The sequence below is a fragment of the Chryseobacterium rhizoplanae genome (assembly GCF_900182655.1).
Lineage (GTDB): Bacteria > Bacteroidota > Bacteroidia > Flavobacteriales > Weeksellaceae > Chryseobacterium > Chryseobacterium rhizoplanae.
This window is the reverse complement of record NZ_FXTC01000002.1, coordinates 519,553-532,097: the sequence shown is the minus strand read 5'-3', so window position 1 is coordinate 532,097 and position 12,545 is coordinate 519,553. Positions and strand designations below refer to the sequence as shown.

At 36.6% G+C, this 12,545-nt stretch carries 17 protein-coding genes; 5 read left to right on the top strand and 12 right to left on the bottom strand.

Annotation, left to right across the window (positions count from 1 at the left end; translation table 11 throughout):
- Positions 1 to 6 precede the first annotated feature (6 nt).
- Positions 7 to 537 (bottom strand): GNAT family N-acetyltransferase, encoded by a 531-nt coding sequence (locus FN817_RS07660; protein WP_142717422.1) that lies wholly within the window; start codon positions 535 to 537, stop codon positions 7 to 9.
- A 126-nt stretch (positions 538 to 663) separates the two neighbouring features.
- Between FN817_RS07660 and mutS the strand changes: the two genes are divergently transcribed.
- Positions 664 to 3,255, top strand: coding sequence for a DNA mismatch repair protein MutS (gene mutS / locus FN817_RS07655; RefSeq protein WP_142717421.1), 2,592 nt, complete (start codon positions 664 to 666; stop codon positions 3,253 to 3,255).
- A gap of 36 nt (positions 3,256 to 3,291) precedes the next feature.
- Here mutS and FN817_RS23095 read toward each other — a convergent pair whose 3' ends face one another.
- The 6 genes from FN817_RS23095 to FN817_RS07640 all read right to left on the bottom strand — a co-directional run bounded on the left by FN817_RS23095 (position 3,292) and on the right by FN817_RS07640 (position 4,536).
- Complete coding sequence (locus tag FN817_RS23095) at positions 3,292 to 3,450, bottom strand: hypothetical protein (protein ID WP_167498826.1); 159 nt, start codon at positions 3,448 to 3,450, stop codon at positions 3,292 to 3,294.
- A 29-nt stretch (positions 3,451 to 3,479) separates the two neighbouring features.
- Complete coding sequence (locus tag FN817_RS07650) at positions 3,480 to 3,647, bottom strand: bacteriocin (protein ID WP_139348444.1); 168 nt, start codon at positions 3,645 to 3,647, stop codon at positions 3,480 to 3,482.
- Between the two features lie 159 nt (positions 3,648 to 3,806).
- On the bottom strand, positions 3,807 to 3,965 hold the full coding sequence (locus FN817_RS07645; RefSeq protein WP_142717420.1) for a bacteriocin: 159 nt from the start codon (positions 3,963 to 3,965) through the stop codon (positions 3,807 to 3,809).
- 29 nt (positions 3,966 to 3,994) lie between these two features.
- Positions 3,995 to 4,150 carry a hypothetical protein gene (locus tag FN817_RS23090; protein WP_167498825.1) on the bottom strand — a complete coding sequence of 52 codons (156 nt, stop codon included), beginning with the start codon at positions 4,148 to 4,150 and terminating at the stop codon, positions 3,995 to 3,997.
- A 43-nt stretch (positions 4,151 to 4,193) separates the two neighbouring features.
- Positions 4,194 to 4,355 carry a hypothetical protein gene (locus tag FN817_RS23085; protein ID WP_167498824.1) on the bottom strand — a complete coding sequence of 54 codons (162 nt, stop codon included), beginning with the start codon at positions 4,353 to 4,355 and terminating at the stop codon, positions 4,194 to 4,196.
- Positions 4,356 to 4,380: 25 nt separating this feature from the next.
- Positions 4,381 to 4,536, bottom strand: coding sequence for a bacteriocin (locus FN817_RS07640; protein WP_142717419.1), 156 nt, complete (start codon positions 4,534 to 4,536; stop codon positions 4,381 to 4,383).
- 339 nt (positions 4,537 to 4,875) lie between these two features.
- On the opposite strand from FN817_RS07640, the gene FN817_RS07635 reads away from it, so the two are divergent.
- Positions 4,876 to 5,277, top strand: coding sequence for a ribosomal maturation YjgA family protein (locus FN817_RS07635; protein WP_142717418.1), 402 nt, complete (start codon positions 4,876 to 4,878; stop codon positions 5,275 to 5,277).
- A gap of 24 nt (positions 5,278 to 5,301) precedes the next feature.
- Here the strand turns inward: FN817_RS07635 and FN817_RS07630 are convergent, their stop codons facing one another.
- Genes FN817_RS07630 through FN817_RS07610 form a run of 5 tightly spaced genes read right to left on the bottom strand, consistent with a single transcriptional unit; the run spans position 5,302 to position 9,817 of the window.
- Complete coding sequence (locus tag FN817_RS07630) at positions 5,302 to 6,222, bottom strand: YARHG domain-containing protein (RefSeq protein ID WP_142717417.1); 921 nt, start codon at positions 6,220 to 6,222, stop codon at positions 5,302 to 5,304.
- Positions 6,219 to 6,857, bottom strand: a complete 639-nt coding sequence (locus FN817_RS07625) for a DUF2306 domain-containing protein (RefSeq protein WP_142717416.1) — start codon at positions 6,855 to 6,857, stop codon at positions 6,219 to 6,221. Before FN817_RS07625 ends, FN817_RS07630 begins: the two co-directional genes overlap by 4 nt.
- Position 6,858: 1 nt before the next feature.
- A complete protein-coding gene (locus FN817_RS07620) occupies positions 6,859 to 7,263 on the bottom strand; it encodes an energy transducer TonB (RefSeq protein WP_142717415.1) in 405 nt (134 codons plus the stop codon).
- Positions 7,264 to 7,281: 18 nt separating this feature from the next.
- Positions 7,282 to 8,583 carry an alpha/beta fold hydrolase gene (locus FN817_RS07615; protein ID WP_142717414.1) on the bottom strand — a complete coding sequence of 434 codons (1,302 nt, stop codon included), beginning with the start codon at positions 8,581 to 8,583 and terminating at the stop codon, positions 7,282 to 7,284.
- A 31-nt stretch (positions 8,584 to 8,614) separates the two neighbouring features.
- Positions 8,615 to 9,817 (bottom strand): BaiN/RdsA family NAD(P)/FAD-dependent oxidoreductase, encoded by a 1,203-nt coding sequence (locus FN817_RS07610; RefSeq protein ID WP_142717413.1) that lies wholly within the window; start codon positions 9,815 to 9,817, stop codon positions 8,615 to 8,617.
- Between the two features lie 114 nt (positions 9,818 to 9,931).
- On the opposite strand from FN817_RS07610, the gene FN817_RS07605 reads away from it, so the two are divergent.
- The 3 genes from FN817_RS07605 (at position 9,932) to FN817_RS07595 (ending at position 12,492) form a co-directional block, all read left to right on the top strand.
- Positions 9,932 to 10,426 (top strand): acyl-CoA thioesterase, encoded by a 495-nt coding sequence (locus FN817_RS07605; RefSeq protein ID WP_047422103.1) that lies wholly within the window; start codon positions 9,932 to 9,934, stop codon positions 10,424 to 10,426.
- A 93-nt stretch (positions 10,427 to 10,519) separates the two neighbouring features.
- Positions 10,520 to 11,572 (top strand): thiamine-phosphate kinase, encoded by a 1,053-nt coding sequence (gene thiL / locus FN817_RS07600; RefSeq protein WP_142717412.1) that lies wholly within the window; start codon positions 10,520 to 10,522, stop codon positions 11,570 to 11,572.
- Positions 11,573 to 11,670: 98 nt separating this feature from the next.
- Positions 11,671 to 12,492, top strand: a complete 822-nt coding sequence (locus FN817_RS07595) for a helix-turn-helix domain-containing protein (RefSeq protein WP_142717411.1) — start codon at positions 11,671 to 11,673, stop codon at positions 12,490 to 12,492.
- The last annotated feature ends 53 nt before the right edge of the window (positions 12,493 to 12,545 follow it).

Sequence of the window (12,545 nt, the reverse complement as noted above, 5' to 3'; positions counted from 1 at the left end):
TGGATTTTATTTATTGATAAGACCAAAGATTGTTGCGTCTACGAATTTTCCTTTTTCAAAAAAATAATCTTTCAACGTTCCTTCTTTGCTGAAATTTAAAGAAGATAAAAGCCTTTCAGAAGAGATATTGGAAGGATCAATGAATGCATCTACGCGGTGCAGTCTCATGGTTTCAAATCCATAAGTCAGGATGGGAAGAATGGCTTCTTTCATATAAGACTGCTGCCAGAATTTTGGATTGAGCTCATAGCCGATTTCAGCCCTGAAATGCTCCCTGTACCAGTTGTGGTAGCCACAGGTGCCAATAACTTTCTTTTCAGATTTAAGTTCCAGTGCCCATCGGAATCCTTTCCCTTTTTCAAATTCATTGTTAAAGTGCTGAATAATGCGTCGGGAGTCCTCTTCTGTTTTGAAGGTTTCCAGATCATAATATTCCATAACTTCGTCCAGCGAAAAATATTCGAACAGATCTTGGGTATCATTAAAAGTAAGCTGACGTAAAATAAGCCTTTCAGTCTCTAAGACAGGAAATTCCATAAATAATGTGATTTGATGGGTGAAAAGTACGATTAATTACTGATAAAGAAAAGTATGGAAGATTAACCCCTAAACAATTCTCTTACCCTGAATTTATTTTTCTAAATTTGGGGCTCATTTTTTACTATGGCAAAATCGAAGAAGGAAACCCCATTAATGACGCAGTACAATACCATCAAGGGTAAATATCCGGATGCGCTATTACTTTTCAGAGTAGGGGACTTTTATGAAACTTTTGGGCAGGATGCTGTGAAAACATCCCAGATTCTTGGCATTGTTCTTACCAAAAGAAACAACGGGGAAGGAAGTGTGGAGCTGGCAGGATTTCCGCACCATTCAATAGATTCTTATCTTCCGAAACTGGTAAGAGCAGGAATGAGAGTGGCCATCTGTGATCAACTGGAAGATCCTAAAATGGTGAAGGGAATTGTAAAACGTGGTGTGACTGAGTTGGTTACACCGGGAGTTACCTTCAATGATCAGGTTTTAAATTCAAAAAAGAACAATTTCCTGCTTTCATTACACAAAGAAAAAGAGAAATATGGAATCGCTTTAGTGGACATCTCTACCGGTGAGTTCCTGGTAAGTGAAGGGAATCTGGAAAAGCTGTTGCACATTGTCAATACTTTTGATCCCAGCGAGATTATTTATCAGAGAAGTGTACAGATCCCGGAGCAGATAAAGAATAGAAGTGCCTTTAAACTGGAAGACTGGGCTTTCCAATATAATTTTGCTTATGAAAAATTAACGAATCACTTCAAAACCAATTCCTTAAAAGGATTTGGTGTAGAAAACCTTCCGCTGGCCATTACTGCAGCAGGAGCTATTTTTGCATATCTGGTGGAAGATACCCATCATAATCTGCTGGCCCATATTACAAAGCTTCAGATCATTCCACAGGAAGATTATCTGATGATGGATAATTTTACCCTGAGAAACCTTGAAATTGTTTATCCAAGCAATCCACAGGGAAAATCTCTGCTGGATATTATTGATAAAACTTCTACTCCAATGGGAGGAAGGCTTTTGAGAAGAAGAATCATTCTTCCCTTAAAATCAGTGGATGAAATTATGAGAAGACTTTCTCTGATTGATTTCTTAAACGAAAATGATCAACTGAAATATAAGATCTGCCAGCTTCTGAAATCGATTTCTGATCTTGACCGATTAATGGGAAAACTTGCTGCAGAGAAAATTTCACCTAAAGAACTGGGATATCTTCGTCAAAGTTTAATTAATATTCACAAAATCAAATCTTTATTGCATCCTCATGCGGATGTGCTGGCTTGGCTGGAACCTTTGTTTGATCTTGAAGAACTGATTAAATTCCTTCAGAATCATCTTAATGAAGAACTTCCGGTAAGTATTGCCAAAGGAAATATCATTAAAGAAGGTGTTTCTGAAGAACTGGACAGATTGAGAAATCTACAGAATAAAGGACGTGGATTCCTGGACGAAATGTGCCAGAGAGAGATTGAAAGAACAGGTATTACAAGCCTTAAAATTGATTTTAATAATGTTTTCGGATACTATATTGAAGTCCGGAATACCCATAAAGATAAAGTTCCTGATGATTGGGTAAGAAAGCAGACCTTGGTGAATGCTGAAAGATATATAACCGAAGAATTAAAGGAATACGAAAGCCAGATCCTTGGTGCTGAAGAAAAAATAGGAGTTCTGGAAACTTCGCTGTACAGAAATGTATGTTCAGAAACGATGGTTTATATTGACCAGATCCAGGGAAACTCCAATATCATTGCTCAGCTTGATGTAGCTGCTGGATTATCTGAACTGGCTGTTTCTGAGAGCTATACAAAACCTGTTTTAAATGACGGTTATGCTATCGATTTAAAAGAAGCCAGACACCCAATCATTGAGAATGCACTTCCACTGGGTGAAAAGTATATTCCGAATGATATCTTCCTGGATAAAGATTCCCAGCAGATCATTATGGTGACAGGACCGAACATGGCCGGTAAATCTGCCATTCTGCGCCAGACTGCTATTGTTTGTCTTTTGGCTCAGATAGGAAGTTTTGTTCCTGCAAAACATGCTGAAATAGGAATGCTGGATAAGATCTTTACAAGGGTAGGTGCTACAGACAATATCTCGGCAGGAGAATCCACTTTCATGGTAGAAATGAACGAAGCAGCTAATATTTTGAACAATATTTCAGAGCGAAGCCTTATTCTGCTGGATGAGATTGGTCGTGGAACTTCCACTTATGACGGGGTTTCTATTGCATGGGCAATTGCAGAATACCTTCATCAGCATCCAACACAATCCAAGACGTTGTTTGCCACGCATTATCATGAACTGAATGAAATGACTGTCAATTTTGAAAGGGTAAAAAACTTCCACGTTTCTATTCAGGAAAACAAAGGAAACATCATTTTCCTGAGAAAGCTGGTTCCTGGTGGAAGTGAACACAGTTTCGGTATTCATGTAGCAAAACTGGCGGGAATGCCTGCCAAAGTGGTGAACAGGGCCAATGAAATTCTTAAAACCCTTGAAGCGAGCAGAACGCAGGGAAGTGAAGGTACTTCTGAGAGTATCAAAAGAGTGACGGAGGAAAATATGCAGCTCTCTTTCTTCCAGCTGGATGATCCTGTTCTGGAAAATATCCGTGAGGAGCTGACGAAAATAGATATTAATACATTGACACCTATTGAAGCTTTGATGAAGCTGAATGCAATAAAAAAAATGATTGGAGGTTAATCCAATCATTTTTTTTAATAATGTTAAAAAGCTTGATTAGCAGCAATAGCCGTCTTTACCCCTTGGGCCGATAATAAGGAAGTGGCTTACTCCTCTTAGCTTGCATAAACCTTCTGCGCAGGCTGCTATACCTCCGTTGATTTCTTTAAGCTCGGCTTTGGCGAGTTTTCTTGTGTTGAGGTTTGAATTTTTCATATTTTCCAAGTTTATCTTGTATAACTTGGTTAACAGCAAAATCCATCCTGCATGCCAGGCACTCCTGAGCGCTCTTCTCCGGTGTGAGGATCTGTGCAGCTTATTACTCTAGGGCAGATGGGTCTGTTAGCTCCTCCGCTGATTTCTTTAAGCTCATTTTTACTAAGCTTTCTTTTTTGATTTTTTGAATTTTTCATAATAATTTTAATTTGGTAAAAGCTAATTTACAAGTTATTTTAATATTTGCAAAATATTGTGAGTCAAATTGTTAACTTTTTTTCACGAAATCTATTTTATAAAAAAAAGATTGAGGGGCTTCCTCAATCCTTATTTATCTAACTGAGCTTTTTTTGAAATTAACAGCAATATCCGTCTCTTCCTACCGGTCCTATTACAAACTCGCCGTCACCCCTGTCACAAAGACCTTCCGGGCATACAACAGGCCCGTTACCTCCGTTAATTTCTTTCAATTCGTTTTTGGTAAGCTTTCTTTTCTGAATATTTGATTTTTTCATAGTAATTTGATTATTAGATTTTTAATTGATTAGCAGCAAAATCCATTTTTGTCACCAGCACCAAGCTGCCATTCTTCAAATTCTCCCATGCGGCAGAATCCATCAAAGCATAATCTTCCGCTTCCTTTAATCTCTTTCAATTCGTTTTTTGTCAATTTTCTCTTTTGAATGTTTGATTTTTTCATGGTAATTTTTAGTTTTGATTTGATTTTTCTTGAAGTTTTTTGATTAGCAGCAGAATCCATCTTTTCCCACCAGACCTGGAACCATTTCTCCTGAGTCAGGATGTGTACAGAACCCGCGAAGGCATCTTGGAGGAAGCGCTCCACCGTTAATTTCTTTTAATTCGCTTTTGGAAAGCTTTCTCTTTTGAGTGTTTGAATTTTTCATGATTTAATTGAGTATTAGAATTTTATTAACAGCATTGTCCTTTAGGAGTACATGAGCCTATTGTCATCTCACCATCAATATTACAAAAACAGGTTCCCGGACAAAGTGGTCCGCTGCCTCCATTAATTTGTTTCAATTCGTTTTTTGTCAATTTTCTCTTTTGAATGATTGATTTTTTCATGGTAATTTTAGTTTTGATTCAATTCAAATATAAAAAACAATTTGCATAATTCTACTAATTGTGAAAAAATTAACATATCTGTGTAACAAAATAAAAAGAGGATTAAGCTCCATGTAAATACCACAATGAATCCTTTTTGCAGTCTTAAAATCGCTTAAAGAAACGAATATTATGCTCTTAGGATGCCGTAAATGCCCTGATAAAAGATGAACCGGTGAAAATGACAAAAACAGTAGCTATCGGATGTACAATTAAAGTAAAGAAATAATATATTTGCTCCTATAAAAATAAAATCGGTGTTCCTTGAATACCGATTTTTTATGCCTAATTCCTTTTGAAATGAAATTACAATTCAGCCTGAAATATCTCCTTCTGACCCTGTTTATTTTTCTTGTAGAAGTATTGATTGCCACCAAACTGAGCCATATTTTCTTCGTAAGAGCTTATCTGGGGGATGTTATTGTGGTGATGCTTCTTTATACTTTCGTAAAGAGTTTTGTAAAAATAAATAATGAGAAACTGATTCTTGGGATTCTTATTTTTTCCTTTCTGATAGAATTTGCACAGTATTTCCATATTGCAGAAAAACTAGGCTTCCGTCCTGGAAGCCTGATGTATATTGTTATCGGAAATTCTTTTTCATGGATTGATAACCTGTGCTATGCTGTAGGCTGCCTGCTGCTTTATCTTTTCGTAAAGATGACAAAAAGTGAAACCTTAACCTCAACCCCTAATCCCTAACACCCGCAACCTAATCCCTACTGTTTATCTCCCAAAACTGTCATACTTATCCTCTGCATACTTGGTAAAGCGGTTCAATAAAGCAACATTTTCCTTTTCCATAGGAGAAAGATCATTGTCTACATTGCTGGAAACAGGAATGTACCAGTCTGTTTGTTCAAAGAAATTTCTGTAGGTTTCTTTTTTGAAAGAATAGCCATGTCTTGCAAATACGGAATTTTTGATGATCTCAAGATCAAGTTTTCTTAAGTTTTTAAGATCCTTTTCCGTCAGTTTCTGCTTAGAGGCATTCAGTTTGAAAATTGCTTCTGAAGCGATACGGTTTTTAGATGTTTTATAGCTTTCTGTCTTTCCGGTTTCTTCATCCGTGTACTTTTCTGTAAACTCCTTAGGATTGGACCAGTCTACAAGATCAGAATCTTTATTCAACATAAAATTAGGATTATAAACAAACTCTTTTTTAGTCAGTTTAAGTGTTTTTGAAGGTGCTTTAACGCTTGTTTTATCAAAGGCGTTCCACTTTCCGGTCAGGCTGTCTCCTTTTAGTTTTACTTCAAATCTCCCGTCTGTTTTATCATTGCCAGGCTCATCCAGTATAAAAGACGCTGAAGTCTCATTGAAAACTCCTCTGAACGGGCGCTGATTGCCATTCACAATACTTTGTCCGTAAACGCTGTCCTTGGTAATTCTGTTGATCTTTAAAGAAATTCTTTTGTAATTATCAACATCATATTCCGAGCCATCTGTCTCGTCAACTACCTTTTCCATTCCGGCAAATTCTCCGGTATAAATTCCGTAATATTCTTTGTGAACCTCAGGAATAACAACAGAATCTTTCTTTGCGGTCAGAGAATCTTTCCCCGATTCATTGATCTTTCCCTCTTTTTTACAGCTTGCCAAAGAAACTGCCAGTAAAGAAATCAATGTGTAATTTACAATTTTCATAGATGTTTTTTTGTGATTAAATATTCAATAATAAGGATATTGGGGATCCAGCCCAGCCATGCAATGATCTGATACACATCCATAGGATTGGGATGAAATAAATATACAATAATTACTTTCCACATTCTCAGGGTAATTGCAGACAGTGTAAAAGCAAAACTGCGCCACATCCATTGCTTGTGTTCTTTAAACTTTTTGTGTCTCGCCAGCTGATAGGCTTTAAACGTTGAAAACCACCATAAAAAGCCTAAAATGACAAACGATATCTTTGATAAAATACCTCCGTTGGCAAAGATTCCCATATAAATTCCTGATGGCGCCGCAAGAAACAGGATAAGGAAAATATACACTTTTCCCATATTCCGGTGGAAGTTTTTTAATCCAAAATTCCGTCTGAGAATAGCCAGAAACCCTGAAAGAAGAACAAAGATACTTGTATAAACGTGAGTATAGAAAAATATAAGATATTCCGGCCTTTCTACCACTTCCGTCTGCTTAATCATCAAGAAACTGACTTCAGGATTAAAAGGAATATATTCTAAAGTAATTTTTAACATCAGCCAAAAGAAATATGCAAATCCAAGAACTAAAAGGATTTTAAAGAAAACTGCAGTACTTCTTTTGACTGATAGCATTTTAATAATTTTTAAAAGTCATAGGAACGTTATATGTTGATTTAATGGATTGCCCATTTTTAGTGGCGGGTTTCCATCTTTTTTTTGAAGCATTCATCACACGATCCATTTCTTTATTCAGAGCAGGGTTGTTTCCTGTTGTTGAAATAGAACTTATGCTTCCGTCAGTATTAACATCAAAAGATGTTAATGATTTCGATGTACCAGATGCTTTCTCCATACAGGAAAGATCAAAGATTTTACTGATATCCTGCCTTAGGGCAGTCATTCCTCCTGGATATTCAACAGGTGTAGTAAATGTATTTTCTGTATTATTGTCTGGATTATAAGTGGTTTCTGGCTGGTTGGTTTGTGAAAATGTGAGTCCAAAACCAAGACACAAAGCGAAGGTTACTATTTTTTTCATGATTACAGGGTATTCAGGTTATTTATTTTCAAAGAAATCGATGACCAGTTCATTGAACAATTCCGGTTTTTCTTCAGGAACATAATGATTTGCATTTGGGATAATAGCTAATTGTCCTTTTGGGATAGATTCTGCGATTTTTACCGTATGTTCTGTTTTTATAAGATCATTATCACCGGCAATGATCAATGATGGGCACTGAATTTTATTCAGATCTTCATACTTCCATTGAGGATACTTCAAATCCAGATTGAGAAGATCAATAAAGATATCATTTTTATGGTCTTTATTCTCTTTAGTAAGGCTCACGAGCATTTCTTTCATGGATTTTAAATCATTATCTTTAACTCCTTCCGGAAATATATTGGCTCCTGAACATGCTATTTTGTCTACCATCTCCGGATATTTCATTGCCATAGACAGCGCAAGAATTCCTCCGTCACTCCAGCCAAGAATTTTTGTTTTTTTGATGTTCAGCTTCTCTAAAAACTGCTTAAGATCCTCTGTCTGAATATCAAAAGTAAGTTCTTTCGTTTTATCATACGTAGATCTTCCCCTTTCACGGCAATCGACAATGATCACTTTATATTTTTTAGCAAAAGTATCTTTTTGGTTCATAAAGGCACTGATGGATTGGCCATTGCCATGAAGCATAAGAACCGGCTCACCTTCTCCATAGACTTCATAGTATAATTTGATACCATTAACATCCATAAATTTTCCTTCCGGCATTGCTCCGATAATACCACGACCTTTGATCAACAAAGATTTGCTGCCACTGAATGGTTTGTAATCTGAAGTTTCAATTGTAAAATGTTTTACGTGCTTTAATTTCTGAGAACGGATTCCTTCAAACCAACCATTTGAAGATGCAATGTCTTTTTCAAAACCCGAGTTTTCCAGCGGAATTTCAGTCCATTTTTTTGACTTTCCATCATTGATTTCCAACTTAAAATCGTCAAAATAAAAATCCCCGTTGCTTTGTGCAAAAGCTCCGATATTCATGGTCTTCGCAGATGGATTGATGGTTCCTTTTATTTCGTAGGTTTTCCATTCATGGGTTACTTGGATTCCATAATATTGATTTTCAAAGAAACTGATAGACTCATCTTTATTATCTATTCTGCACCATAACCCACAATTGGAACCATTATCCTCATTATCTTTTCTGATTTTTGCCGTTATACGGAAGTTCCAGTTGGGCTTATTCTCTATATTGACAGCCTGTGTAAGTGAAGTCCAGTCAGAGACAATTGTTTTTTCCTGGCTGTATCCTAAACAGAACAAGAGTAGAAGAAAGAAACCGAATTTTTTTTTCATGTATTTAGTTTTTAGTAAAAGTAATATTTTTTTATAAGTTGTTGAGATCCTGTGCAATCAGCCATCCCTCACTCCAGCATGCCTGGAAATTGAACCCGCCTGTCACAGCATCTATATTCAAAACCTCTCCGGCAATATAGAAATTAGGTAGCAGTTTTGAAGACATGTTTTTAAAGTTAATTTCCTTTAAATCAACACCTCCGGCTGTCACAAATTCATCTTTAAAAGTTGATTTTCCGGTCACCTGGAACTTCTTTTTGCAGAGATTTTCTAATATTTTCTGCATTTCTTTTCCGGAAATATTAGCCACCTGTTTGTTGAGGTCAACTTTTGAAATGTCTAAAATTTTCTGCCAGAACCTATTGGTAATATCAAAGATCTTAGACTGTCCGATAGTTTTCTTAGGATTACTTTGTTTAAAATGATGAAAGATTTCCTCAGCCTCATCCATTTCTATCGAAATAAAATTAACCTCAATTTCAAAGTTATATTTAAGTTTTGCCAGACTTATGGCTTCCCATGCGGAAATTTTCAGAACAGCAGGCCCGGAAAGTCCCCAATGTGTAATAAGTAAAGGTCCGCTTTCTTCGGTTTTGAGTGTAGGAATAGAAATTCCTGCATTTTCAAAGCTTGTTCCCGGAAGGTCTTTCAGCAATTCATCTTTAATATTAAAAGTAAAAAGGGAAGGGACAAGGTCTATAATCTTATGTCCCAGATTTTCAACCATTTTTAAAGATTTTGGAGAGCTTCCGGTGGTATATACGATATAATCTGCTTCAAAATCCCCTGAATTGGTTTTTACGAGATATTTTTCATCCTGCTTTTCAATCTCTTTTACCGTACATTTTGTTTTTACAGAGACCTTTTTCTTTTGCGCTTCATTCAGAAAAGTATTGATGATCGTCTGAGAAGAGTTGCTTTCAGGGAAAGTTCTGTTGTCATTTTCAATTTTCAACGGAACATTACGCTGGTCAAACCATTCCATGGTGTCCCCGGGTTGAAATTTGCTGAAAACACTCAGCAGTTCCTTGTTTCCACGAGGATAAAATTGAACAAGTTCTCTCGGATCAAAACATGCATGAGTAACATTGCAACGTCCGCCTCCGGAAATTTTAACTTTCTGAAGGACATCCGAATTCTGTTCTAAAATTGTAATTGTATATTTCTTTTCGTCAAGATTGGATGCGCAGAAAAAGCCTGCAGCACCGCCTCCGATAATAATGATCTGTTTCATGTATATGTAATCCTATGCGGAAGATTATTTTTTCAAAAGTACAATTTTTATAAACCATCTTATTTGAGTATTTTTGAAGATTATTATTTTATAATACCCAAAAACGATTTTCAAATGATTTTCTACCATAAATTTGAAGTGCGATGGAGCGATCTTGATGCTAATAAGCACTTAGCCAATTCATCATATGTACAATATTGTGCGCAAGCCAGAATGGCTTTTATGACTAAAGAAAAAATGGGAGTAACCCAGCTAAGCAGATGGGGAATTGGTCCTGTAATCCTGCACGAAAGATATTCTTTCTTCAAAGAGATCTATGCCGATCAGATTGTAATTGTAAGTGTGGAAATAGACGGATGTGCTGAAGATTCTTCTATCTACCGCTTCGTACACAAATTCTATACACCGGATGGAATGCACTGTGCCACTGCAGAAGCTACGGGAGTATGGATTGATATGATGCTTAGAAAAATGACTACTCCACCGGATGATGTAGTGGAAGCAATGAATAAGTATAAAAGCCCGGAAACTGTTGTATTATCGAAAGAAGATTTCAAAAAATTTCCTTTCCACCCACACAATATCGACCCGGCAGAAATTAATATATAAATGATAAATAATGATTGATCAATGATGTTGTTGAATTACATTCTTATTGGATCAATTATCATTTTTATCAACGATCACTTATAAACAGAAATTATGTTTGAAGATAAATCACAGGAGCTGACGCCCATTTCAAAACTAGGAGAATTCGGTCTTATTAAACATTTGACAGAATATTTTCCGCTTTCCAATGAATCTTCGGAGCTTGGAGTAGGAGACGACGCAGCAGTTATCAATCCTGGCAACAAAAAAGTAGTTCTTACCACAGATGTGCTGGCGGAAGGAGTACACTTCAATCTTGGGTATGTACCATTGAAGCACTTAGGATATAAAGCGGTGGTAGTAAACCTTAGTGATATTGCAGCAATGAATGCAACTCCTACACAGATATTGGTATCCCTTGCCGTTTCTAACCGTTTTCCGGTAGAAGCTTTAGAAGAAATCTATTCCGGAATTCAGGCCGCTTGCGGAAGATACAAAGTTGATCTGATTGGAGGAGATACTACAAGTTCCAATTCAGGGCTGGTAATGAGCATTACCGCTGTAGGAATTGAAAATGAAGAAAATATCGTAAAAAGAAGCGGAGCAAAACCTAATGATCTTCTTGTGGTAACCGGAGATTTGGGCGGTGCTTACATGGGATTACAGATTCTGGAAAGAGAACATGCTGTATATCTTGCAGATCCGAACATGCAGCCGGAAATGGAAGGCTACGACTATATCCTGGAAAGACAATTGAAGCCTGAAGCAAGAACAGACGTGAAAGCGATTCTGGAAGAACTGGATATAAAACCAACTTCTATGATTGATATTTCAGATGGCCTGGCTTCAGAAATCCTTCACCTTTCAGATCAGTCAAAAGTAGGATTCAGATTGTATGAAGAAAAAGTACCATTGGATAATCTTACAATTTCTACCGCGGATGAAATGAATTTGAATCCGGTAATGACTGCTTTAAGCGGTGGTGAAGATTATGAACTTTTGTTCACGATCTCGCCAAATGATTTTGATAAAATTAAAAATCACCCGGATTTTACCATTATAGGCCATGCTGTAGAAAAAGAAGATGGAAACTTTATGGTAGCAAGAGGATCTAACCAGTTGGTAGCATTGACTGCTCAAGGTTGGGATGCCTTTTTAAATAAATAAAACTGAAAAATTATATTTAATTTTAAATATTGTAAGAAAACCGCAGCACTTTTTTTGCTGTGGTTTTTGTTTATCACTGATTATTTTGCAATAAAGTAATGTTTACACCAGAAAAAGAAATCCCGGTTCACCATCTCACTTCTGAAGAATTTCAGATGAGCACTTTGAGTGCTGCAGGCCCGGAGAATTTTCATGATGTTCACCGGCATAATTTTTTTGAAATCATCTGGTTCAGGAGCGTGTATGAAAACAGCCGTTTAGAACTGGATTTTGAAAGCTATCAACTTGAGAACAATCAGATCTGTATCATTGCACCGGGACAGGCATTCAATATGAAGCTGGAAGGAGAAGAGGGATATGCAATGGCCATAAGCAGGGAGATTTTCAACGAGGCCTGCGATATAGAATCTGTACTTACAGGAGGTGAGCTTCCCTTTTTTTTAAATCCGGAAAATGAAAAGACCTGCAGTACACTTATATCTCTGATAGAGCAGGAATATAAAGCTTCATCAAGGACGGAACTCTTAAAGGCATATCTGAAAGCATTCTGTATCATCATCGGAGAACAAATTCATCCTCAGGAATCTTTATTGAATGACCGTCAACGCATTCAGGAACTGGTAGGGCTTATTGAGAAACATTATATAGTGCACAGAGAAACAGGTTTCTACGCTGGTCAATTAAAGATAAGTACACACCATCTTAATGATATTGTGCGCCGTTTGAGAGGAACAACAGTCAAAAAAATGATTTCCCAGCGTCTTATCCTGGAAGCCAAAAGAGAACTTAGCTTTGGAGCTCTTACGGTGAAGGAAATTGCTTTTAAGCTCGGTTTTAATGATGCTTCATATTTTTCAAGGTTTTTCAAGAAACATACTAACCAAAATCCTGACAGCTTTAAGAATAATGAAAAAAGATAATCTTCAATATTTACTATAATGATTGGCTTAAATTAATAATTTTCATTTATTTT

Bases quoted from the DNA above. Each gene is read 5' to 3' on its own strand.
- FN817_RS07660 (WP_142717422.1), bottom strand. From the start codon at position 537: ATGGAATTTCCTGTCTTAGAGACTGAAAGGCTTATTTTACGTCAGCTT.
- mutS (WP_142717421.1), top strand. From the start codon at position 664: ATGGCAAAATCGAAGAAGGAAACCCCATTAATGACGCAGTACAATACC.
- FN817_RS23095 (WP_167498826.1), bottom strand. From the start codon at position 3,450: ATGAAAAATTCAAACCTCAACACAAGAAAACTCGCCAAAGCCGAGCTT.
- FN817_RS07650 (WP_139348444.1), bottom strand. From the start codon at position 3,647: ATGAAAAATTCAAAAAATCAAAAAAGAAAGCTTAGTAAAAATGAGCTT.
- FN817_RS07645 (WP_142717420.1), bottom strand. From the start codon at position 3,965: ATGAAAAAATCAAATATTCAGAAAAGAAAGCTTACCAAAAACGAATTG.
- FN817_RS23090 (WP_167498825.1), bottom strand. From the start codon at position 4,150: ATGAAAAAATCAAACATTCAAAAGAGAAAATTGACAAAAAACGAATTG.
- FN817_RS23085 (WP_167498824.1), bottom strand. From the start codon at position 4,355: ATGAAAAATTCAAACACTCAAAAGAGAAAGCTTTCCAAAAGCGAATTA.
- FN817_RS07640 (WP_142717419.1), bottom strand. From the start codon at position 4,536: ATGAAAAAATCAATCATTCAAAAGAGAAAATTGACAAAAAACGAATTG.
- FN817_RS07635 (WP_142717418.1), top strand. From the start codon at position 4,876: ATGAAATTACAATTCAGCCTGAAATATCTCCTTCTGACCCTGTTTATT.
- FN817_RS07630 (WP_142717417.1), bottom strand. From the start codon at position 6,222: ATGAAAATTGTAAATTACACATTGATTTCTTTACTGGCAGTTTCTTTG.
- FN817_RS07625 (WP_142717416.1), bottom strand. From the start codon at position 6,857: ATGCTATCAGTCAAAAGAAGTACTGCAGTTTTCTTTAAAATCCTTTTA.
- FN817_RS07620 (WP_142717415.1), bottom strand. From the start codon at position 7,263: ATGAAAAAAATAGTAACCTTCGCTTTGTGTCTTGGTTTTGGACTCACA.
- FN817_RS07615 (WP_142717414.1), bottom strand. From the start codon at position 8,583: ATGAAAAAAAAATTCGGTTTCTTTCTTCTACTCTTGTTCTGTTTAGGA.
- FN817_RS07610 (WP_142717413.1), bottom strand. From the start codon at position 9,817: ATGAAACAGATCATTATTATCGGAGGCGGTGCTGCAGGCTTTTTCTGC.
- FN817_RS07605 (WP_047422103.1), top strand. From the start codon at position 9,932: ATGATTTTCTACCATAAATTTGAAGTGCGATGGAGCGATCTTGATGCT.
- thiL (WP_142717412.1), top strand. From the start codon at position 10,520: ATGTTTGAAGATAAATCACAGGAGCTGACGCCCATTTCAAAACTAGGA.
- FN817_RS07595 (WP_142717411.1), top strand. From the start codon at position 11,671: ATGTTTACACCAGAAAAAGAAATCCCGGTTCACCATCTCACTTCTGAA.